Below are 21,617 nucleotides of genomic sequence, written 5' to 3'. Positions count from 1 at the left end.
AATGAATTTAAATTTCATCGATCAGCTTCTTTTGGCTGATGAGATTCATATCATCCAGTAAATGAAGATATAAAACATCAAAAATATACTGTGTCGAAGTATTGTTGAAAATTTTAGATAGCGCAAATTGTTCTGATGAAGTATAGCTTTTAATATAATCATCTGCCAATGGGATAAGTTCACTTTTCTCATTTCCTGTAACAGCAATGACTTTTTGATTGTATAGCTTTATCATTTGAGCAATATCAATAATTGCTTTGTTATTCCCACTATGTGAAATAACAAAGGAAATATGCCTTTCTTTTTGTTTGATGTTAACCAGGTAATGTTTATTTATGCTATTAAATGCTAAAGCATTGATTCCAAATTCATTCCATCTTGCACAAATCTGCTGAGCAATATAATAATTAGCATCGACTCCATAGATATTGACCCGATCAGCGTTCTTAATCCAATTTACTATCTTTGTGATCCGCTCGTAATGAAGCATTTTCTGTGTTTCATAGATGGCTTCTTCATACATAAAAGGCAGTGAATGGATGCTTTTGTGAATCACTTTATCTTCATTCAGAGAACCATGACTGCTCCTTTGATATTTCTCCAATTGCAGGTCTTTATATTCCAATGCAAATTTTATTTGAAAGTCTGGAAATCCTTTTGTTCCAAGCTTTTTACAAAGCCTAATTATCGTGGACGAACTGGTAAAAGTGACTTTTGCTAATTCATTTGCAGTTAAATCAAAGAGTTTTTCCGGATGCTCCAGAATATAATCAATAATATGCTGTTCCTGAACTGTTAAATTACTCATATATTTCATTTTATGAATCAGCAAAGAGATACTCCTTCATGTGTTTGTATATGACAGATTAAAAAAAGAAATATAGAAATAGCTTGTGCAGAATAGGAACTATAACAAAAAAGGGGCTAGTTCATGTCCTAGCTCCTTTCCGATTAGCAACAGCTGTTTCTTATTTATAAGCAGCTCAACTTTTGCACCTGAAAAAATAACCCTCTTATCATAGAGACAGGCGTTGATTGTTCCTTCCACCAATCTCTTGACAAAGCATAAACTCTATCCAGAAAGAAGGTAACGTGTAAGGCTACCGCTGCGGCGGACCGTTTTGCTTTCCTAGGGGCACGCTCTTCAGCTAACTTTTGCCAAGAAGATCACTTGGCAAAAGTGGATCTTCAGATGGTGCTAATCCCTCAGGAGTCAAAACGGTCCGCCTCCGCTAGCAGGATGTTCTATACAGATTGAAACAGCTGACTAAATAGAAGTTAGATCAGATAAAACGTTTTTTTAGTTTATGGTAAAATATTCTGTCAAGATGTCTTTCTGTCCATAAAAGCTATTCCTGATATTTACTATCCATGCTGTGTCATCATTTTAATTGCCAAATCAACCATTTGAAACATTAAAATGATCTATTCATCAAGCAAAAAGCGATTATTTCATCCAACCTCGTAAGGATATGATTTCTTTCATTCGCTGTAGAAGCCTAACTGAGCGCAGACCAACCACGGAGACTCCTAAGTGGTTCGCAGGCTAAACCCGTGACTCCTGTCACAACGCCTGCACTTGCACGTCCTGTGCATCGCAGGGCGAGCTGAAGATCCACTTGAAAAGCGGTTTTCTTTTCAAGTTAGCTGAAGCCGTCCCCATGGAAAGCGTAGTGGTTGGTCGGAGCGGTGCTATACACAATCTTCATTTCCATAGAAGGATGATTTAACAATATGCAAGCAGGATAATGAAGAATATGTTCATCCTGGTGGAATAGTAAGGTATAGATGTTTATTCTCAGGTGCGAAAGTTGAGTGAGCAGCGATTATATTACCTGATTAGCTCAGCAAAGGATTCAAAGTCCCTGGCTTGTAATATTTTCTTAACCTTTTTAGGATTATCCAGCATATCAATAATCTCTCTAAACAAACTATCCATCAGTTCTCTCTTATCATTTGCAAGAGCAAATAATAGAACCAGCTGCACTTTTTGATTATTCCACTGAATCGGCTGACTCAGTGTACAAACTGCAATAATTGTTTTACTGGCCACTTTCTCAATAGGATGCGGCAATGCAATTAAATTTCCGTAAGCAGTGGATGAGATTGCTTCCCGGGCTAAAATTAGTTCGTTATATTTTGGCGGGACAATTCCTTGTCTCTCTAGTTCAGATGAGAGAAAAGCAATCACTTCATCCGGTGTTTGTTTTGTTATGTCTGGAAAGAATAAATTTTCACTAAAGTATGATGCGACATTCTGGTTATTTAAATTTTCTTCTTTTGGCTGAAGATACGCGTCAATTTTTTCTATCTCTTTTTCAGACAGAAATGGTGTCACTTCCAATGTAGAAAAAGGAAAATCTTCAGGAACCCTTGCTGTTGTTAGAACCAGGTCAGGGTTGAATTGGGCAATCGCATCCCAGCTGTCGGAAAGAGAGAATAGCTCCAATTGGCCGATTTTTTCACCAAAAATATTTTCCAGCTTTGCCTTCAATAAGCGGCTGGTTGTAAAGCCTGTTGGACAAATAATGGCAATCCTGTTACTCGTTTGTCTTTCCTTTGCCAGGCGTTCAAAGGCAATGCACAGATGTAATGTCAACAGACCAATTTCATCTTCATTTAATTTTTGTTTTGTTTTTAATTCATATTGCAGCCCCATAAATATACCCATATCATAAATTAACGGAAATTTTCTTTGCGTTTCCATTAAAACGGGATTATGGATTTCAACTCCGCGTTGATTACGGTTGTAAAGTGATTTTAAATGCATGGAAAGATCAATGTGTAATTTTTCGTCCTCACTTAAATCGATTAAGAATTTATTACTGAGAGATTGAATTAATTCCTTCGCCAGCTCTGTAAAGCGGCTGTCTATCTTTCTTTTATGCTCTTTTAAAGTATCGTTATAATAGCTTTTCTTTCCGCCAATTAATATGGCAATATATTTAATTTCAGGCAAGGGGATGGCTACGCCGTATAAATCCCCCAGTTTATTACAGATTTTTCCAGAGGCAGCCAGCTCTTCTTCGGAACTGATATAATCAACTTCCGTCAAAGGAATTGTCTGCTCCTTCCGTATGATAGTATCGAGTATAATTGCCACATGAATAACCATGTTAATCATGGATAAGTCATTTAAATATATTTTATGTTCTGAGAGCACCTCAGTGAGGATATCCTTAATATCTTTTAGATTTATTTCGTTAAAATGATTTTCAAGCTCATAAATATCAAATAAATCCTCTTTTATTTCATTGAATATCAGTTTCGACCAGAGTGTTCTTTTAGCCCGCGTGCTTCCTTCAAGTAAAATGCCATTTTCTACTCTTTCCAGCTTTACTTTACTTTCTGCATTTGTAATAAAATCTTTCAGCCGATACAAGTCTTTTTCAATGGTCGACTCGCTTACAAATAATTCATCCGCTAAATCAAATATATTTTGCTGTTCAGAAACATGAAGGAGCCTTTTTAAAATATATACCATGCGATCATATGCGCTTTCAGGAAATTCATTCTTTTTTTCTAAATTCTGTACCGCTTCGGACAATTCCTCGATACGGTATCCGTAAGTTTTAGATGAACTTATTTTAAACCCGGTCAACTGCAGGGTTTGAATATCATTCCGTATTGTACGCGAGCTTACATTTAAGTAAGCTGCTAATTGATTTCCTTTTACCCAGTCATTGTGGCTGATAAGATACTGTACCAGTTTCGTTTGCCGCTTGTTCATAGTGTCCTCCCTTATCATTAAAAAATGATTTATACACCAATTATTTGTAGAGAATATTGACTATAGAGAGAGGAGTCTTTTGTAGTTATATTTCTTATATTTAATCATAATCACTCTTATTTTGAAAATCAATACATTAATCAATCTAGTCTTATAATTCCTCTTTAAAAGAGAACCCTCCATGTAATTAATTATCATTCAGGTGAGAAAACTGCTATGGAAAACGTATTTATAGCTTAACCGGCATCTGGCTTCCTATCCGGGTGTGTCATGCTTTTCCTAACTGGATAGGCAAATAATTATTTCACTGCGTATACCTATTGGAGCTATGATAGATTACGTAGAGAACAGATAGAGAGGTGTCATCACGATGAGTTTAAGTGAAGGAACAGAAGCAGTATCATTTGGATTGATTCTGCACAGCGGCAATGCTCGCAGTTATGGAATGGAAGCGATTTCTCTTGCGAAATCTGGAGAATGGGATAAAGCAGAAGAATGCGTTGAAAAGGGAAAAGAGGAGTTACTCCTTGCGCAAAAAACACATGCAGACATGATTCAAAAGGAAGCGGGAGGGGACAAAACAGAAATGTCCCTGTTATTAATGCACAGTGAAGATCATTTTATGATGGGACAACTTACAATTGATTTGGCTAATGAAGTCATAGATATCTATAAAAAATTAGAAGGTGAGGTAAAAAAATGATAAATAAAAATTTTTTATGGGGAACAGCGACAGCATCCTATCAATGTGAAGGAGGATGGAATGAAGGAGGACGAGTACCTTCCTTGTGGGACGTCTATTTGCATGAAAATAATCTGGAGAATGGAAATGATGCCTCCGATCATTACCATAAATACAAAGAAGATATTCGCTTAATGAAGGAAGGCGGGCATAAAGCTTACCGTTTTTCGATTGCCTGGCCCAGAATCATCAAAAATGATCAGGGTGAAGTGAATCCGGAAGGGGTTCAGTTTTATCATAATATCATTGATGAATGTTTGAAAAATGGGATTGAGCCGTTTGTAACACTATTTCACTGGGATCTGCCTCAATATCTGGAAGAAAAAGGCGGATGGGCTGAACGTGAAATCTGTGATGCTTATGTAGAATATGCGAAGGTCTGCTTCGAGGAATATGGAGATAAAGTAACCTACTGGTCTACCTTTAATGAACCGAGATACTATGTCTTCAGCGGCTATAAAATAGGGAATTATCCTCCTGGGATAGACGATACACAAAAAACGATTCAGGCTTCTTTCTATATGATGCTTGCCAATGCTTTAACAGTAAAATTATTTAGAGAGATGAAAATGAAAGGTCAAATTGGAATCGTTCACAGCTATGCTCCTATTTTTGGTGTGGATGACAGTCTGGAAACAAAGATTGCAATGCGGAAAGCAGATAACTATTTTAATAATTGGATTTTAGACACAGCCATTAAAGGTGAGATACCGATTGATATGCTGGGTATGCTGAATGAAAAGTATGATTTAAGCTTTATGAAAGAATCGGATTTTGAAGCTATAAAGCATAATACCGTTGATTTTGCCGGGTTGAACTATTATGCAAGAGCGCTTATCAAGCCATATACCGGCGGAGAGAGTATCTTACGCATTAATAATAAAGGATCTGAAGCAAAAGGGTCCAGCAAAGTGGTTGTAAAAGGCTGGTTTGAACAGGTATTTGACAATCCGGATTCCACTTATACCGAATGGGATACAGAAATTTATCCACAAGGCTTATATCATGGAATCATGCGGGCATATGAAAAATACAAGGTGCCGATCTTTATTACTGAAAATGGCGTAGCTTTCTATGAAGATGTGCCAAGTGAGAAATCTGTTGATGACCAAGGGCGCATACATTTCTTAAATGCACATATTAACGCTATTCTAAATGCTATTGATGACGGAGCAGAGGTATTGGGGTATTTTATCTGGTCAACGATGGATCTTTATTCCTGGAAGAATGGCCATGAAAAACGCTACGGATTAGTTGGAGTAGATTTTGAAAACAACTTTGAAAGAAAACCAAAATCATCCTACTACTGGTATAAAAAAGTTTGTGAGTCCAATGGGGCTACTATCGAGAGGAGTTAATAAAATGTTAAACATATTAATCGTTTGTAATGCGGGGATGTCTTCAGGAATATTGGCACGTAAAATGGAAGATGCGTCAGGCGGGGAAGCAAAAGTACGGGCAGTCGGAGTCAGTGAATATCAGGATAAACTGGAAAATGTAGATGTTATTCTGGTTGGACCGCAAATTCGCTTTCAATTAAATGAAATCAAAGCGAACGCTGGAATTCCGGCGATGACAATTGATTTATCAAAATATGGCATCATGGATGCGGAAGGAATACTAAAAGATGCATCCCACTTTTATGAAGGGGAGAAATAACCATGAGTAAATTTAATTCGGTAACGGCGCTGATGGAAAATAAAGTCATGCCGATTGCTAATAAATTTGGACAGCAGCGTCATCTTGCAGCTATTCGTGATGCTTTTATCAGTCTCTTACCGATTACATTGGCAGGAGGGCTTGTAGCCATTATAAGCTCTCCTCCTGTAACCGAGGAAACAACGAATGGGTTTATGCTTGCATGGGAAGCATTTGCATTAAATAATGCAGAAGTATTGAATTGGGTGTTTGCGTTTACATTAGGTGCCATGTCTTTGTATGTTTGTATCGGAATTACGCATTTTCTATGCCGTTTCTACAAAGTTAATTCATTTATTCCAATCTTATTTTCTGTCATGGGCTTTTTCTTACTTGTTACACAGCCTCAAGAATTAGGATTTGATATGAAAACGTTAGAATTCAGTTTTATCGACGGGAAAGGGCTGCTGTCGGCTATTATCATCGGTATTGGAACGACAGAACTCTATCGGATTATGCAGCAAAAAGAATTTGGTAAAATCAAAATGCCGCCAAGTGTTCCAGCCAGTTTAAGTGATGTGTTTGCATCCTTAATTCCGGGGATAATTATCATTGCAGTTTACACGATTGTTTACGCCATCTTCCACTCTTTTGGCACGAATATGGCACAATCGATGTTTGATTTCTTATCACCAACCTTTAAATCGGCAGACAGCTTAGCATTTGTTATTTTTATTACCCTTTTGACACATGTATTCTGGTTCTTTGGTATTCATGATGCAGCCCTTGGAGGAGTTATGGGGCCGATCCGTGATGGGAATATATCTATCAATGCAGCCGCGCAAATGGCAGGAGAACAGCTGCCGCATATATTTACTACATCATTTTGGACGTATTTCACAGCCATTGGCGGTGCAGGATCAGTTATTGGACTAGCCCTTCTATTAATATTCTTAGCTAAATCAAAGCAATTAAAGAACGTTGGTAAAGTTGGTATCGTACCGGCACTCTTCAACATCTCGGAGCCATTAATTTTTGGAATACCTTTAATGTTGAATCCGATGTTCCTGATTCCTTTCTTGCTGACATCGACATTGAATGCTACGATTAGTTATATATGTATGTCCATAGGACTGGTAGGGAAAACTTTTTCAATGTTATCCTGGCAAATGCCGCCTTTTATAGGAGCTTTCTTCTCCACATTAGATTGGAAAGCATTTGTCCTGGTTATTCTGTTAATGATTTTAGATGCCATTCTCTACTATCCATTTGTGAAAGCGTATGATCGCCAGCTTACGAAAAGAGAGCTGGAGAGCATGGCTGAAACAGATACAAAGTCCTGATATCAAATCATAAACCATCAGCAATAAACTGCTTGGGTACCGGGCGTTTATAGCTGGTGGTTTATCAGGGTATACTAAATATGGAATTTGTGGATAAAGTGTTATGCTTTGTCGGGCGGGAGAGGGATAAGAAATTATAGAGGTTTGTAATGCAGCAAAACAATGAATTAAAAAAAGACATTGTTGCAGGGATAATCGGCTATCTGACAATGGTTTATATTGTTGTCGTGAATGGCTCTATTCTAAGTGAAGCTGGTCTTTCTTTGGAAGCAGGAATGATTGCGACGATATTAGCAAGCTTTGCAGGAACAATGCTTATGGGCTTTTTTGGAAAGCTTCCTCTTATCCTGATACCTGGTATGGGAATCAATGCATTATTCGCCTACTCGATTATTGGAAATAATGGATTCAGCTTTAATGAAGGACTGGCTGTAGTTTGGATGGCAGGAATTTTATTTATGCTGACCGCATTTACAAAAATGGGCGTCATGTTAAAAGAGGCTATTCCAGAATCATTAAAGCACGGGATAACCATCGGGTTAGGCTTTTTTCTCATCCTGATCGGTGTTGAAAAAAGCGGGATTATTACTGCAGGCGAGCAATCTGTCATTGCTATGGGGGATTTTACCTCGCCAAGCGTTATCGCCGGGATAATCACTTTATTTATTGCCATTTACTTATTTGTAAAAGGGGTGCCCGCGAATTTCCTGCTTACCATGATTATTGGGACTGTTATTGCGATGTTACTCGGAGTATCGACAGAAGAAGCCGCATCGGTTCATTTCAAGTTTAGTGAAATGCTGTTTATGCCATCATTTTCAGCCGCTTCCGAAATATCCTTTTGGGTTTCTGTGTTTTCACTGGCATTGATTCTGATATTTGAGAATATGGGTATTTTATCGAGCCAATTAGATATGTTGAAAAAAACAGAGGCTTATAGCAAGTCTTATCGTATCACAGCAACATCCGCTCTGTTATCCGGTATATTCGGAACATCACCTACTGTATCAGGAGCAGAAAATGCTGCCGTCATTGCTTCTGGCGGACGTACGGGCAAAGCGGCAATAACAGCAGGAATATTATTCTTAGCGACGATTTTTATTATTCCTTGGATATCAATGGTTCCGGCAACGGCAATCAGCCCGATATTAATTATTGTCGGTTTCCTGATGGCTCAAAATATTAAGTACTTGCCCTGGGAGCAATTTGCTGAATGTATACCTGCGCTGTTGATTATTGTAATGATTCCATTTACATACAGCATCGGCGACGGCATGGCATTTGGATTTATTGCCTATCCCATTGTTAAAATAGCCTTGGGAAAACGAAAGGAAATATCCATACCGTTACTTACTGTCTCCATACTGTTCTTTATAGAATTTGTATTGAAGGTAATTGGTGTCTCATGAAGGGAAACCGGGCAAACGCTGCCCGGTTTTTTGCTGTTGTTTGATTTTTATGAAATAAACTATCAACCTTCCCGTGTAATTTCATATTTTCTTCGTTATCACCAACTTCTCTCTAAATTCTTCATAATAGCTGAAACGGATAGCATTCGCCCCTTCTTCCAAATATTTCATTCTTTTACCTTGCAATACGATGTACATCGTATTACAATGGTGTAAAGAGGTGATATCAAAATGGACCGGGAGATAATGAAGGGCAGTATTGATATTTTATTGTTGAACCTGCTATCCGAAAAGGATATGTACGGTTACGAAATGGTCAAGGTACTGAAGGATAAAAGTGATCAGCTGTATAACATGGGAGAAGGAACGCTTTATCCTGCCTTAAAGCGAATGGAGAAAAAGCAATGGCTTCATTCTTATTGGTCAGAAGTGGAGCAGGGCAGAAGGAAGTACTACCAGATAACAGATGAAGGCAGCGCTATTTTAGAAAAAAAACTGGAGGAATGGAATAGTATTCATAAATTAATCACGAAAACGTCTGGAGATTTATCATGAACCGGATTGAAAAGCACGTAGAAGAGGTCTTGAAACAAATGCAAAGCACAGAATGCGAACGTGAGGAAATAAGGGAAGAGCTGCTCAGCCATTTGCACGAGGCGAAAAGTGATTATATCAGCGGGGGCCTCTCTGAAAAGCAGGCAGAGAAAAAAGTAATAGCAGCGTTTGGGGAATCGAATCGGATAGGACAGGAGCTACAGGAATCGATGTATCCATTTCAACGGGGGTTATTGTATTTAATAGGTATCTGCACTATCGTATTCGGAGTTCTTTTTTATTTGCATCTTTCCTTTGTTATTCATGAACCATCTCCAGTCTGGCTGGTTGTTCAATTGTTGTCAGGCACTATCGTTACGTTGGCAGCCATTAATATTTCAATTGTCGGGCGTTATTTTTATTTACTTAATGCTCTGCTTTTCATCAATATTATCTGGAATGGCATCAATATAGTGTCAATGCAAGGTTTATCGCAGTGGCAGGCTATACTTTTCAGTGTTTATTTGCTTATTCTGGTTGGGATGGGTTTCGTATTTGTTTTTCGAAATTCCTATTATTCTACCAGCCGGATAGATGGTAAACACCAAAAACAGGGGCTTGTGAAGTTTAGTTATATGATGAATCTGTTGTATGGGGTTATTGTTATTATTTTGAGCTTGTTCTTTCTGTGGTCATTTCTTTTCCTCGGCGGCATGGGTATAGATGCCTTTATTACACTGATTCCAATTCTTATCTGGTTGATTTTTTATAAATTCCAAATGAATTTTATCGCAAAAAAGCCGGCTTTATCTTTGGCGACAGGTTTATTGGTTTCTGTAGCGGCTCTTGTATTATCCTTTATCATTCTGAGATTTTCTAACGGAGGGTGAAATAATGTCACTAACAATAAAAAACATAAGCTTCATCGCTGGTATGATCCTGTTATTTCTCATTCTATGGGGGGCGGGATATTTAGCGGGAGGTCCTGAAGGTTACACCGGTTTCGGTGAGTCTGCAGATATTTCACCGGATGATGAAGAGATTACCTTCGTTTATGCACATAAAGGTGAATCCGCAATTTATACAGCACCTGTCAGCGGTGGAAATGCAGAGCTGGTAACGAAAGCGGATGAAGGGAATTACCTTCTTAATCCAACGTTCTCCCCGGATGGTGAGAAAATTGCCTATGTAGAGCAATGGGAAGATGACGATGAACATCCGCTTGGAAAACTGATGCTCTTCGATCGTGCAAATGGAAGGGTAAAAGAACTGACAGATGAGGAAGGTTTAGTGACAGAGGCAGCCTTTTCACCCGATGGCCAGTCTTTATATTTTTTTAAAGCTGGTGTGTACACCAATTATTCTCCAATTGCATCAGAGAATCCTCATGATTTCGATATTTACCGCATCGATTTGAATACAGAGGAGATGGAACAAATTACAGATGAGGCAGCTTATGATATGTCTGACCTGGGTTTAACTCCTGATGGAGAAGCATTGATGTATCACAGTTATGATGGGACGGATCAGCTTGTGTTTCATAATCTCGAAGATGGATATGAAACAACAGTTACCCCTATAGGGGATTTTGCTGCCGGTGTACCCATGATATTTTCGCCTGCGTTGTCAGCGGACGGGAATTATATTGCTTTCTCCGACGTAGCCAGAACAAGTGAAAATGGCACCTATATTTACGAAGGATATCGAATGGACTTAGAGACGAAGCAGGCAGAGCAGATTACGTCATTTGGTGAACATGTTACTAGTCCGGTCTTTTTTAATCATCAGGATAAACTGATTGTCACAGTGGATAAGGCGTTTGCTGCTTCTGAGCCGGACTACAGCTATTGGGTGATTAATGCAGATGGTGAAGGACGGGAGCGTATTCAGATAGAGATCCCTTAATGAGGATGTTCAAATGGAGGTTTTTGTATGGATGATTGGCTTTCGATAATTGTAGCAGGAGTCCTTATAGTCGTGATAATCGTTATTTTAACTTGATAATTCCTGCATCCGGAACGAATCCCATCAGAAATTTTAGAACAGCTTTAGCCACCCTTATTCTTAAGGGTGGCTATTTTGAACAGAGAGAAAAAACTTAGCTTGAGATCAATTCATTACTCATCCTTCATCCGTTCTTTTAATTCCTCTTTTGCCTGATCCACAATTTCTGGATTCATAAATAACTCCATTGCCGTTCTTGCCATTGCCTTACTGCTTACCTGTATACAACGTTTCCCGGCCGGGGAATCAGCTAAATCTCTGAACTGCTCTGTATGATTAGAGATTTTATAATCCGGAAAAATGGTCACATAAGGATTGCAGATAGGGATAACCCTTGATACGTTTCCAAGATCCTCGCCGCCATAATCAAAAGGCATGCCGTCCATAACAGGTTCATCAATATCAATAAGCTCTTTTCTGCAAACCTCAGACAGGATTTCATTTGGAACTCTGCCTAAGTAGCCCGGCTTAATCTTAATATTTACTTTACACCCGGTAGCCAGCGCTGCTCCTTCTGCGCAATTACGGACTCTTTCCGTATAATCCTCTAAATCCTTTGCTTTAAAGCAGCTTAAAGATGCTTTAATAGCAACAAAATCAGGAATTTGACCGGTGCTCTTTCCGCCATCTTCAATAATACCGGATAAGCGGAGGTCAGATTTACAATGCTGTCTCATCAGGCCGGTTGCTACAAAATATAAATTGGCCGCATTCAAAGCATTGATTCCCTTAGCAGGGTGAGAAGAAGCATGGGCTGATTTTCCTTCAAACTCAATCCGGATAGAATTGGATGACATACATTCTCCGGCTAATCTGGTTGTATCGCTGGTTGGGTGCATAAACACGATGGCATCAATACCATCAAAGGCATTTTGCTCCAGCAACTTTATTTTCCCGCCGCCGGATTCTTCAGCAGGTGTACCCGTTACGATAAATGTTCCGGCAATGTCATGGTCTTCCATAAATTTTTTTGTTTCTAATGCCGTACCCAACGCGGATGTGCAAATTAAGTTATGACCGCATGCATGTCCAATTTCCGGTAAGGCGTCATATTCTGATACAACGGCTAACGTTAAATCACCGGGTTTATATTGAAAAGTAGCCTTATAAGCTGTTTCCAGGCCGCCCAGATTTCTTTCTACTTCGAAGCCATTCTTCTCCAAAAATTCACATTGCACACGGCAAGCCTCTTTTTCCTCAAATGCAAGCTCCGGCCGTGCATGTATATATTGAGCCATATCCCAAAGCTCTTCCAATCTGGAATCTAAATAAGAGTCGTAGCTTTTTTTATCGATAACCATGTAAAAACTCCTTTATACAAATAGTTTATGAACTTGATAATATTCCGAAGAACCCGGTAACCAATGAAATAACAATCAGCATAATAATTAATTTATTGTAATTCTGGCCTTTATACTTAAAGTAAAAATAAATAGAGAAAACTGCACAGAGCGGTAATATCCCTGCTAGAATTTGATCTAAAATATCCTGTAAGACAATGGGATCAGAATCCATAACGGAAAATTGGATAGGAGTAGAAATTTTGATATAGGTTGATGATAGTGCTCCCATCATGAACAGTCCCAGGATACTGGCACTTGTAATAATATTGTTAATGAGGCCTGTCTGCATCAGCTTCATAACAGATTCTTTACCTAAGAGATAACCTGATTTCAGCATTCCAAATCCAATCAGCACAATTGCTAATGGGAAAAGAAAAGGAATAAGTCCGCCTACAAAAACACCGTTTAACGCGAGGGAACAGGCTAATGCCAGAATAATAGGTTTCAGTGTCCCCCAGATTAATGTATCGCCAATACCTGCAATAGGACCCATTAAACCTGTTTTGAAGCCTGTGACAACTTCTTCTGTAATTTCATTTCCTTTTGCTTTCTCCTCTTCCATAGATAGAGTAACACCATGAATCATAGAGCCGAATGTTCCTTCTGAATTATAAAACTGAATATGTCTTTTTAGAGCTTCCCGATAACCTTCATCATCTCCTTTATATAATTTCCGGAGACTGCCGGATAAAGCAAAGCAAAAGGATAAGGCTTGTAATCGTTCATAAGAGTTACTTACTTCAACCACCGAATACCAGCGGGCGAAGGTTTTAAATAAATCTTTATTTGATAAAGCTCTTTTTTCAGCTTCCTTAATTGGATCTGCAGGCTTTGAAGTCATGCTAGCTCAACTCCTTTTTTTGATTGATAGAATTAAAGAGAACGATAGCTGCTACACAGGTACCGAATACAGCGGCTGCCATTGTGTTTATTCCCAGGTAAGCTACCGCAAAAAAGCCGATGAAAAAGTAGGGCATCAGCTCTCTTTTTCCAATAATTAAGAGGATAATGGCAAATCCGAGAGCAGGAAGAATACCGCCTGCTACACTAAATCCATCAATGATTCCCTGTGGCATCGCATCCATAATAAAGGTAACCGTATCTGCACCGACCAGCGTGATAATAAATACGGGTATGAAAGTAATAAAAAAGAGCAGGATTGTTGGATAAGTAATCGCACAGTTGAAAATGCCTCTCTGATTTAAATTTTCAGCATGTTTTTCGGCTTGAGAAATCCAGTAAGAGTTTGAAATCCTTCTTATCTGGTCTAAAAATACACCGAGTACACCAAAGGGAACAGCAAGTCCAACTGCTAGTTCTGTCGATAAGTCGGTCTGTAATGCAATTGGAATAGCGATAATTCCTGCAAGCGACTGGTCAGCAGGCATATTTCCTCCTGTATTGATAATACCGATATAAATCAACTGTATGGTGGCTCCGATGATTAAACCTTCTGTAAGCTTTCCATATACTAAGCCCAGAATTAGCCCATAAAAAAGCGGAGACCCAGTTGCAGTTGATAAGCCATACCCGATTCGGCTTGTACCTAGAAAGTATAAAAAACCACATAATATAGAAACCAATAAATTCATTTGGACAGCTCCTTTCTTATAGGATGTCTATTTTTTAATAGACTGAAATTTTTCTAATGCCTTTTTAATTTCCATTTTCGGTTCGTCAGGTACTTGATGCAGGTAAATGTTACAGCCTTCCTCATCTAATTCTTTCAGCATAACGGAATCCTCTTCGTTTAATGTGATAGGACCAAAAACCGCAACCCGTCCCGGTCCTGCTCCCAATCCGCCAATTTGGATATCCTTGATAGGCAGACCTTTCTTAATAGACCGGTAGACTGTTTCAATATCCTTGAAAAGGACAAATAAGTTACCGCTGCCCATTTGGTCCTTGTTCCATAAATCGATAGCAGTATCTACAGAAAATACATCTACAGCAATGCTTGGCGGTGCCGCCATTACATAAATATTTTTCATGAAATCATCTGCAGCTAAAACATCATTAATGATTACTATACGATTTGCAGATGTCTGTCTGAGCCATTTCGTAATTACCTGTCCATGAATTAATCTGAAATCAACACGCACTAATTGAATTTCTGCCATTTTTATTTCCCCCTAAAGTCTATTTTGTGATTGGCAATACTAAGCAATTAAAAAAAGTATCATTTTCTTGTATTTAAGTAAGCGATTACAATTAATGGTAAACATTATTTCTTTTACTTTTTAATGTCTGGCAGCTGCAGGTGCTGACAGCTTAATAAAGCAGCTTCTCTTATCTGCGTAACACTATCTGCTGTAAAGGGCTGATTTTGCCGCATGATAGCTTCCATTAACATCATGGAGTTCAATCCGGATAAAATGTTTATTTGATAGTCCTTACTGAATGTTAATGCGATATTAGAGGTGGTTCCTCCGGCAATATCAGTAAGAATAAGTGAATCAGCAGGCATTTTTGTTACCCTTTCTTTTACTTTTTGAAGAAATGTTTCTGTAGTATCAGATGGTTCTAAAGCTATTTCGCTGACACCATGTATTTCTCCGATAATCATGGTCAGTTTTTCCTTCAGGGTCATTCCCCAGCCGCCATGTGTTAATAGTAAAATCTCATATATCTTTGGTCTTTCTGTCATTCATTTCACCTCCTTGCCAATTTAATAGCAAAAAGCATGCCAATAATCTGTCGTGTTTTTAAAATTCCATAAAAAAACTGCCAGATAACAGCTGGCAGCATAGATTTTATAGAGTTAATAAAATAAAACTTCATAGATATATTTTATTTCAATAGCAGGAAATTTTATATCATATGACAGTTCAATTTGACGGAGTGACAGTTTAATGACACTTATTTCTTTTTGTTTATCCAAAGAATCCGGATCAACGTTTTTTGCTTTAAGAACGGCACCATCATCTGCAACAAGCCTTTCTACTGTACAGCAGCAATGAATTAAGAAACGCAGCATAATAAGCATTGAAGGCTGTATATCCAATTGCCTGCAAATGTGTTCATACACTGATTTCATCTCTATCAACAGCTTTTGAGGATTGAGAACATGGATGTAATTAGCAATAGCCTCTAAGGACACATTTTGGATATACTTAGATGAAATTTCTTCCTGAATAACTTTGCTCGACTTGCTATCCATATTATATCCGAGTACAACCATTAAATTCTCGATTCCTTTTTCGGAAAAAAGGATGTCTAATGGAATAAAAGGCACGTCGAGAAGATCTGTTTCAAAGGTGCCAATCATTGCCAAAGGATACTCATGTTCTTCCAAATAACCGGATAGCTTATCAACACTCTTTGTTTCCTCGTAGCTTAAGGTCAGCAACCGCAGATTGGAAGGTAAATAATCTCCAAAGGTATCCTGTAATAAATTTTTAATTTTTATTGCTGCTCCGATGCCTGTGGCACAGGTTATGATAATGACCTGACTATCGTAGGACAGTTCCTTCTGATAGAGAACAACTTTTAAATCCCTGTCGTGCATGGCTGAGAGCAAATAATTAAAATCAGTGGATTCGTACATGATGACATTCATCAGCTCAATGATGGACAGCAGGTTAATGTCTTTAATCATCAATACATCGATTTGAAATTCTTTAGATATAATATTTCCAAAATACATTGGTGAACCAACGTCAACGAGAAGCACCAGTTTTTTTATATTTTGTTTATCCACTAATTGCTTAAGAAGATTCAATGTTTCATTTACCGGCTGTTCAAAAGGAATATCAATCGCCTGGATAACATTTTTCTGGAACAGTTTATTCGTATAACCAGCTAGACTGGAGGCTGTGGATTCACCATGAGCGATAATAACAACGTCATTATCATATTTTTTTTCAGTTGTATTATCTTCATGTAATAATCTTTGTAAGAATAAAGACATAAATGATAATTCCACCGGCGGACAATTTATTTGAAAGGTTTCCTCTATATGTGTACAAATATTTTTTACTTCCTCAAAATAATCGAGCCTATTAATGACGAGTCCTTTATCAAATAAGAACAAGCTGTCTGCTGGTGTATTTCTTACGATAGAAATAAGAGAATAAATATGATTGATTAAGATATTTTTCTTTAGCTTTGTAAAAGGCAGCTGCAATGACTTTTCGATATGTGAGACAACATTATCTATTTTATGGTACACCGGATTGTTATCCTGAATGATTCTGACTACATTTTTCTGCTGAAACGTATAGTCAAAATGAGATTGAATTTTCTCTCGTAAAAACGCTAAAATTTCCTGATGAGACAGGTTACTGCCTGATAATTCTTCATATTCCTTAAGCAGCAGGGAGTAGAAAGGATCTAATTGCTTGCTTGATTTCGGCAGCTGTAATAACAAATCTGCCGGAATAGAAGGGTCCCCCGGGATAAAAAAGACTTCCTCCCGCTGCTCGTCAGGTTCTGCGGGTACAGGGAGAACGTTTTTATCTTCTATTAAATTATAATCGATAGTAATGGTTTTTAAATTTCTGGTCATACTGTGCAGGTACCCTTCTGCACAAATTAATTGAATATCACTTTTCATCTGACCGACATTCCCCGGGTAATTCTGATTGGCAATAAATTGTAAGATTTCTTCAGAAACCTTCAATGATTTTTTTATCTGATTGCTTTCCTGCTGGAAGAAGGACAGTGCTAATTCTAATCTTTCTTTTTCTGTGCGTTCAGCAAGAGAAGGAATCTGTGCAACAACCTGGATTCTGCGCAAGAAGGTCTGCAGCAGAGCAGATTGAACATTTTCTGTTGTTGCGCAGATAATTCGTACATTTACTGGATGATAGAGTGATTCGCCCATACGTGAATAGCTTCTGCGATCTAAAACGGTAAATAATTTTTCCTGTCCTTCTGCTGTTAAACGATGTACTTCATCCAGAAAAAGGAATCCATTATTTGCTTTTTCGATCAATCCTGCTTTATCAGTCTCAGCTCCGGTAAAAGCCCCTTTTACGTGGCCAAATAAATGAGAGGTAAGCAGCTCTGGATTGCTATGGTACTCTGAACAATTAAAATAGATAAAAGGGATGGATTGCTGCTGATGGCTTTCCATATATTTATGAACGGTTTCTGCAACTTTGTTTTTCCCCACACCAGCTTCACCGGTAAGCAATACATTTAAGCCAAATGGCGGATAGAGCATAGCCGCCTTGAGCTTGGCAATGACTTTCTCCATACTTTCATTGCTGCCGATAATTTCATTGAAAATATGGTTACTATTATCCCCCGGATAATATTTCGCTGTATCTTCCTGGTTTTCTGATGACTTAAAGTAGTCCTTTATTTTCAAATGCTGATCAGATGGAATCTCTATTTTCTGCCCGGATCGATACTCTAATATTTGCAGGTCAAAAAAGTATACAGGGCGGCTCTTTATTTTGATTGCCCGTCCTTCTTTCACCAGTTCATTTAAATCTTCACTGACAGAGTTTCTGGCAATTTGTAAGCTTTCACTAAGCTCTTTTGCTGTGAATCCTGAAACGGAACCTTCTATTAATTCACTTTTGGATATACTTTTTGACATTCTTTTAAGCTCTCTAGCCACTCTATCTATTCTGCGCATTATACGATGACCACCTTTCTGCTTCATTCTTAGGAGATATTGCCCTGCGCTGAAGGGCTTACATTTTGAGTGAACGTTTGTATAGGAAGCGTTACAAACTATTTAACAGGAGTTTAAACTTATAGTATCTGAAATATTTTTATATTGGTAGTGTTCTTGATAGAAATTTAGACTGGGAGTCCGAAATAGCATTTGAAGAGATGAATTAAGGGATATACTGTAAATTTATAAGAAGATAATTGGTGATTTTTAAGTGAATAATGATGAGATAAAAAAATAGAGCGGCAATTCCATTTTGATATCAGAAGAATGAAGTGAATATCAAACAGACAGTTAGAAACGGTCAGCCCAAGCTAATCGTTTATCTACATTCTCTCAAGGGAATAGTAAAAAATAAACGAAATTTGAAAGAGGTGCTGCAGAATGGTTCAATTAGGCGGGAAAAATCTATTCCCGATTGGTATGGGAACCTGGCATATGGGGGATAACCCTTCAACACGAAAGAAGGAAATAGAAGCTCTGAGGTACGGGCTGGAAAAGGGCATTGAAGTAATCGATACTGCTGAAATGTATGGAGAAGGCAATTCAGAAAACCTCATCGGGGAGGCTATCCAGGATATAAAAAGGGAAGATATTTACCTGATCTCCAAGTTCTATCCATTTCATGCACAGGAGCCGGAGCTGGAACGTTCACTTGAAAATTCTCTGGAACGGCTGGGGACAGATTATTTGGACTTATATCTGCTGCACTGGAAAAGCAGTACACCGATGGAAGAAACCATTGAATCACTGGAAAAGTATGTGAAGGACGGCAGGATTCGAAATTGGGGTGTTTCTAATTTTGATACGGCAGATATGGAAGAAATGTGGGAACTGAAAGGCGGAGAGAACTGCACTGCAAATCAAATATTATATAATATAGCCAGCAGAGGTATTGAATATGATTTACTGCCAATGCAGAGAGGCAAATCACTGCCGGCCATTGCTTATTCTCCTATTGCTCAGGGAGATACAAGAGGAGATAACATCGCAGGTAATAAAGTACTTCAAAAAATTGCTGAAGAGCATAATGCAACGATATTTCAGGTTATGCTAGCCTGGACAATCCGGCATCATGATGTACTGGCTATCCCGCAATCCAGTAATAAAAATCATATTCAGGAAAATATAAATGCTCAATCGATCAAGCTTTCTGAAGAGGAGCTGCAGCTGATTGAAAAAGAATTTCCTGCACCAAAAAGAAAGATGCCGCTGGATATTATTTAGCTTTAACATTTTGTCCTGATTTACCCGGAAAGGTCCTGGAAGGAAACCGTTTTTTAGTTATATATATGGCGTGTTCAAAAAGTGGTATATAAGTTAATTCTTGCCCGTATTATTTCATTAAAAGAAGTTTTATTTTATGTGAACCGGGAAAACAATAAATGTAACATTTTTAAGGAGGTAATAAGAGATGACTTTTGTAAAATCTTATACAAACGATGAAATGTTAGAAAAAGATGTTAATCTATTGAAAGATAAAAATATCAGTTCAAATGATATTTTTATCCTCTCGCATGACGATGACCGGACCGCGCGTATTGTGAAGAACACGGAAGCTTCAGGTATTGATTATAATAAGAAAGACATTGGACAGAACTTTGAAAAACCAGGCGATGAATTAAGAGAAAAATTGCGGGAACTGGGAGTATCTGATGCGGATGCGCATGAATATGAAGAAGATATGGACGAAGGAAAAGTATTTCTGATTGTAAAAAATGATACAGCTGAAGGTGTGTTAAGTTAATTTTCAACCATGAAAGCTGTAAAAAAATCCGGACAACCCTGCTTTGATTGAGAACGGGGACTGTCCGGATTTTTGCTGTCTTATTCTAAAATATTCTCCATTTTAATTGTTACAGGCGAATCAAGGTTATCGCTATTCATGATTTTAATTTGCACTGGAGTCAGTTTGAGAACAGTTAAATCCGGATCATTTTTTGAGTTGAAGTAGGTCTTATCCTGCGTTTCCCATAACCAGTCAATGATTTTCTGATCATCGACAACCTCTACCTTTGCCCTGATTTCCACAAAGCTTTTATTTTTTGTTTCTTCGTATCCCAGTAAAATATGCGCTTGCGGATTACTTTCTACTTCCTCTACTTTCGGAGAATCGTCATCCGTTTTGGTGTATAGTACTGCTTCATCATGGTAAAAAATCATATAACGGCTATTGGGCACGTTATTATGTGAAGTGGAAAGAACACCAACCTTTGAAACATCTAAGATCTTTTGAATTTCTTCTGATATTTTTGCTTTATCCATTCTGTCACCTCCTCTTATTTTTATTCCTGCAGTATTAAATAAAACATCAGCTTGTAGTTTCTCCATTCTTCATATAATTATTTTCCCTTTTTCCTTAATCTGCACAAAACAACAAATTAATTTTGAAAACGGTTAGCAATATAATGAAGTGAGAAGAACAAGAGGAGGCATCATAATGGCAAATAATTGTTTAGATATAGAGAATAAAGTAGTCATTGTAACAGGCGGGTCATCTGGCATCGGGAGACAAATTGTTCAATCATTCCTGGATAATGACGCTATCGTATATAACACGGATTTACGTGACAATCCGATGGATCATCCACGCTACCATTTTAAAGAAACAAATGTGGCGGATGAAGAAGCAGTTCGCGGTACGGTCGCTTCCATTTTGGAAGAACAGTCTAAAATTGATGTATTAGTGAATAATGCTGGTATTAACTTACCAAGACTATTAGTAGACGCAAAAGGGGAGAAGCCTGAGTATGAAATTAATATGAAGGATCTCGATCTCATGCTTGGTGTTAACTTGAAAGGGCCTGTTCTTTTCAGTCAGGAAGTATCCCGTTATTTTATTCAGGCGCAAAAAGGTGTTATCATCAACATCGCCAGTGAAGCTGGACAAGAAGGATCTGAAGGACAAAGTATCTATTCAGCAACGAAAGCGGCATTAATCGGCTTTACAAGAAGCTGGGCAAAGGAATTAGGAAAGCATAATATCCGTGTTGTCGCAATTGCACCAGGAATCCTGGAAGAAACAGGATTAAGGACGCAGCAATATGAAGAAGCACTCGCTTACACAAGAAATACAACAGTAGATCAATTAAATGGAGATTATTCTAAGTCCATTCCAATCCGCCGTGTGGGTCAATTAACAGAAGTTGCTGATTTGGTATGCTACTTAGGTTCTGAGAAGTCAAGCTATATTACTGGAACAACAATCAATATCTCTGGGGGTAAATCAAGAGGTTAATCCCCAAATT

The 21,617-nt window shown here is 38.1% G+C and carries 20 protein-coding genes; 11 read left to right on the top strand and 9 right to left on the bottom strand.

Annotated elements, in window-relative coordinates; all coding sequences use genetic code 11:
* Window positions 1-7: 7 nt before the first annotated feature.
* Together BN1068_RS09240 and BN1068_RS09235 are read right to left on the bottom strand one after the other, a co-directional pair.
* Complete coding sequence (locus tag BN1068_RS09240; RefSeq protein WP_077602570.1) at window positions 8-832, bottom strand: MurR/RpiR family transcriptional regulator; 825 nt, start codon at window positions 830-832, stop codon at window positions 8-10.
* 999 nt (window positions 833-1,831) lie between these two features.
* A complete protein-coding gene (locus tag BN1068_RS09235) occupies window positions 1,832-3,730 on the bottom strand; it encodes a BglG family transcription antiterminator (protein WP_175637116.1) in 1,899 nt (632 codons plus the stop codon).
* Between the two features lie 370 nt (window positions 3,731-4,100).
* Between BN1068_RS09235 and BN1068_RS09230 the strand changes: the two genes are divergently transcribed.
* The 8 genes from BN1068_RS09230 to BN1068_RS09195 all read left to right on the top strand — a co-directional run bounded on the left by BN1068_RS09230 (window position 4,101) and on the right by BN1068_RS09195 (window position 11,301).
* Complete coding sequence (locus BN1068_RS09230) at window positions 4,101-4,433, top strand: PTS sugar transporter subunit IIA (RefSeq protein WP_077602568.1); 333 nt, start codon at window positions 4,101-4,103, stop codon at window positions 4,431-4,433.
* A complete protein-coding gene (locus BN1068_RS09225; protein ID WP_077602888.1) occupies window positions 4,433-5,830 on the top strand; it encodes a glycoside hydrolase family 1 protein in 1,398 nt (465 codons plus the stop codon). Before BN1068_RS09230 ends, BN1068_RS09225 begins: the two co-directional genes overlap by 1 nt.
* 4 nt (window positions 5,831-5,834) lie before the next feature.
* Window positions 5,835-6,131 (top strand): PTS sugar transporter subunit IIB, encoded by a 297-nt coding sequence (locus BN1068_RS09220; RefSeq protein ID WP_077602567.1) that lies wholly within the window; start codon window positions 5,835-5,837, stop codon window positions 6,129-6,131.
* A gap of 2 nt (window positions 6,132-6,133) precedes the next feature.
* Window positions 6,134-7,453, top strand: a complete 1,320-nt coding sequence (locus BN1068_RS09215; protein ID WP_077602566.1) for a PTS sugar transporter subunit IIC — start codon at window positions 6,134-6,136, stop codon at window positions 7,451-7,453.
* Between the two features lie 149 nt (window positions 7,454-7,602).
* Window positions 7,603-8,862 carry an NCS2 family permease gene (locus BN1068_RS09210; RefSeq protein ID WP_077602565.1) on the top strand — a complete coding sequence of 420 codons (1,260 nt, stop codon included), beginning with the start codon at window positions 7,603-7,605 and terminating at the stop codon, window positions 8,860-8,862.
* A 231-nt stretch (window positions 8,863-9,093) separates the two neighbouring features.
* Complete coding sequence (locus BN1068_RS09205; RefSeq protein WP_077602564.1) at window positions 9,094-9,417, top strand: PadR family transcriptional regulator; 324 nt, start codon at window positions 9,094-9,096, stop codon at window positions 9,415-9,417.
* Window positions 9,414-10,286 (top strand): permease prefix domain 1-containing protein, encoded by an 873-nt coding sequence (locus BN1068_RS09200; RefSeq protein ID WP_077602563.1) that lies wholly within the window; start codon window positions 9,414-9,416, stop codon window positions 10,284-10,286. Before BN1068_RS09205 ends, BN1068_RS09200 begins: the two co-directional genes overlap by 4 nt.
* A 4-nt stretch (window positions 10,287-10,290) precedes the next feature.
* The gene (locus BN1068_RS09195) at window positions 10,291-11,301 is read left to right on the top strand and encodes a TolB family protein (RefSeq protein WP_077602562.1); all 1,011 of its coding nucleotides are present in this window, start codon (window positions 10,291-10,293) and stop codon (window positions 11,299-11,301) included.
* A 212-nt stretch (window positions 11,302-11,513) separates the two neighbouring features.
* Here BN1068_RS09195 and BN1068_RS09190 read toward each other — a convergent pair whose 3' ends face one another.
* The 6 genes from BN1068_RS09190 to BN1068_RS09165 form a co-directional block, all read right to left on the bottom strand.
* Window positions 11,514-12,701 carry an amidohydrolase gene (locus tag BN1068_RS09190; RefSeq protein WP_077602561.1) on the bottom strand — a complete coding sequence of 396 codons (1,188 nt, stop codon included), beginning with the start codon at window positions 12,699-12,701 and terminating at the stop codon, window positions 11,514-11,516.
* A gap of 25 nt (window positions 12,702-12,726) precedes the next feature.
* A complete protein-coding gene (locus BN1068_RS09185; RefSeq protein WP_077602560.1) occupies window positions 12,727-13,584 on the bottom strand; it encodes a PTS system mannose/fructose/sorbose family transporter subunit IID in 858 nt (285 codons plus the stop codon).
* Between the two features lies 1 nt (window position 13,585).
* On the bottom strand, window positions 13,586-14,335 hold the full coding sequence (locus tag BN1068_RS09180) for a PTS mannose/fructose/sorbose/N-acetylgalactosamine transporter subunit IIC (protein ID WP_077602559.1): 750 nt from the start codon (window positions 14,333-14,335) through the stop codon (window positions 13,586-13,588).
* 27 nt (window positions 14,336-14,362) lie between these two features.
* Window positions 14,363-14,863: a PTS sugar transporter subunit IIB gene (locus BN1068_RS09175; RefSeq protein ID WP_077602558.1), complete on the bottom strand. Its 501-nt coding sequence runs from the start codon at window positions 14,861-14,863 to the stop codon at window positions 14,363-14,365.
* A 113-nt stretch (window positions 14,864-14,976) separates the two neighbouring features.
* On the bottom strand, window positions 14,977-15,390 hold the full coding sequence (locus BN1068_RS09170; RefSeq protein WP_077602557.1) for a PTS sugar transporter subunit IIA: 414 nt from the start codon (window positions 15,388-15,390) through the stop codon (window positions 14,977-14,979).
* 114 nt (window positions 15,391-15,504) lie between these two features.
* Window positions 15,505-18,291 carry a sigma 54-interacting transcriptional regulator gene (locus tag BN1068_RS09165; protein ID WP_175637115.1) on the bottom strand — a complete coding sequence of 929 codons (2,787 nt, stop codon included), beginning with the start codon at window positions 18,289-18,291 and terminating at the stop codon, window positions 15,505-15,507.
* Between the two features lie 462 nt (window positions 18,292-18,753).
* Here BN1068_RS09165 and BN1068_RS09160 point away from each other — a divergent pair, with 462 nt between their 5' ends.
* Both BN1068_RS09160 and BN1068_RS09155 read left to right on the top strand, forming a co-directional pair.
* Window positions 18,754-19,596, top strand: coding sequence for an aldo/keto reductase (locus BN1068_RS09160; protein ID WP_077602555.1), 843 nt, complete (start codon window positions 18,754-18,756; stop codon window positions 19,594-19,596).
* A gap of 187 nt (window positions 19,597-19,783) precedes the next feature.
* Window positions 19,784-20,116, top strand: a complete 333-nt coding sequence (locus tag BN1068_RS09155; protein ID WP_077602554.1) for a YflT domain-containing protein — start codon at window positions 19,784-19,786, stop codon at window positions 20,114-20,116.
* Between the two features lie 80 nt (window positions 20,117-20,196).
* Here BN1068_RS09155 and BN1068_RS09150 read toward each other — a convergent pair whose 3' ends face one another.
* Window positions 20,197-20,634, bottom strand: a complete 438-nt coding sequence (locus BN1068_RS09150; protein ID WP_077602553.1) for a pyridoxamine 5'-phosphate oxidase family protein — start codon at window positions 20,632-20,634, stop codon at window positions 20,197-20,199.
* Window positions 20,635-20,809: 175 nt separating this feature from the next.
* Here BN1068_RS09150 and BN1068_RS09145 point away from each other — a divergent pair, with 175 nt between their 5' ends.
* Window positions 20,810-21,607, top strand: a complete 798-nt coding sequence (locus tag BN1068_RS09145; RefSeq protein ID WP_077602552.1) for an SDR family oxidoreductase — start codon at window positions 20,810-20,812, stop codon at window positions 21,605-21,607.
* Window positions 21,608-21,617 lie beyond the last annotated feature (10 nt).

It is taken from the genome of Oceanobacillus sojae (assembly GCF_900162665.1).
Taxonomy (GTDB): domain Bacteria; phylum Bacillota; class Bacilli; order Bacillales; family Amphibacillaceae; genus Oceanobacillus; species Oceanobacillus sojae_A.
This window is presented reverse-complemented; position numbering and strand designations above follow the sequence as displayed.

Bases quoted from the DNA above. Each gene is read 5' to 3' on its own strand.
- BN1068_RS09235 (WP_175637116.1), bottom strand. From the start codon at position 3,730: ATGAACAAGCGGCAAACGAAACTGGTACAGTATCTTATCAGCCACAAT.
- BN1068_RS09230 (WP_077602568.1), top strand. From the start codon at position 4,101: ATGAGTTTAAGTGAAGGAACAGAAGCAGTATCATTTGGATTGATTCTG.
- BN1068_RS09220 (WP_077602567.1), top strand. From the start codon at position 5,835: ATGTTAAACATATTAATCGTTTGTAATGCGGGGATGTCTTCAGGAATA.
- BN1068_RS09215 (WP_077602566.1), top strand. From the start codon at position 6,134: ATGAGTAAATTTAATTCGGTAACGGCGCTGATGGAAAATAAAGTCATG.
- BN1068_RS09210 (WP_077602565.1), top strand. From the start codon at position 7,603: ATGCAGCAAAACAATGAATTAAAAAAAGACATTGTTGCAGGGATAATC.
- BN1068_RS09205 (WP_077602564.1), top strand. From the start codon at position 9,094: ATGGACCGGGAGATAATGAAGGGCAGTATTGATATTTTATTGTTGAAC.
- BN1068_RS09200 (WP_077602563.1), top strand. From the start codon at position 9,414: ATGAACCGGATTGAAAAGCACGTAGAAGAGGTCTTGAAACAAATGCAA.
- BN1068_RS09195 (WP_077602562.1), top strand. From the start codon at position 10,291: ATGTCACTAACAATAAAAAACATAAGCTTCATCGCTGGTATGATCCTG.
- BN1068_RS09190 (WP_077602561.1), bottom strand. From the start codon at position 12,701: ATGGTTATCGATAAAAAAAGCTACGACTCTTATTTAGATTCCAGATTG.
- BN1068_RS09185 (WP_077602560.1), bottom strand. From the start codon at position 13,584: ATGACTTCAAAGCCTGCAGATCCAATTAAGGAAGCTGAAAAAAGAGCT.
- BN1068_RS09180 (WP_077602559.1), bottom strand. From the start codon at position 14,335: ATGAATTTATTGGTTTCTATATTATGTGGTTTTTTATACTTTCTAGGT.
- BN1068_RS09175 (WP_077602558.1), bottom strand. From the start codon at position 14,863: ATGGCAGAAATTCAATTAGTGCGTGTTGATTTCAGATTAATTCATGGA.
- BN1068_RS09170 (WP_077602557.1), bottom strand. From the start codon at position 15,390: ATGACAGAAAGACCAAAGATATATGAGATTTTACTATTAACACATGGC.
- BN1068_RS09165 (WP_175637115.1), bottom strand. From the start codon at position 18,291: ATGTCAAAAAGTATATCCAAAAGTGAATTAATAGAAGGTTCCGTTTCA.
- BN1068_RS09160 (WP_077602555.1), top strand. From the start codon at position 18,754: ATGGTTCAATTAGGCGGGAAAAATCTATTCCCGATTGGTATGGGAACC.
- BN1068_RS09155 (WP_077602554.1), top strand. From the start codon at position 19,784: ATGACTTTTGTAAAATCTTATACAAACGATGAAATGTTAGAAAAAGAT.
- BN1068_RS09150 (WP_077602553.1), bottom strand. From the start codon at position 20,634: ATGGATAAAGCAAAAATATCAGAAGAAATTCAAAAGATCTTAGATGTT.
- BN1068_RS09145 (WP_077602552.1), top strand. From the start codon at position 20,810: ATGGCAAATAATTGTTTAGATATAGAGAATAAAGTAGTCATTGTAACA.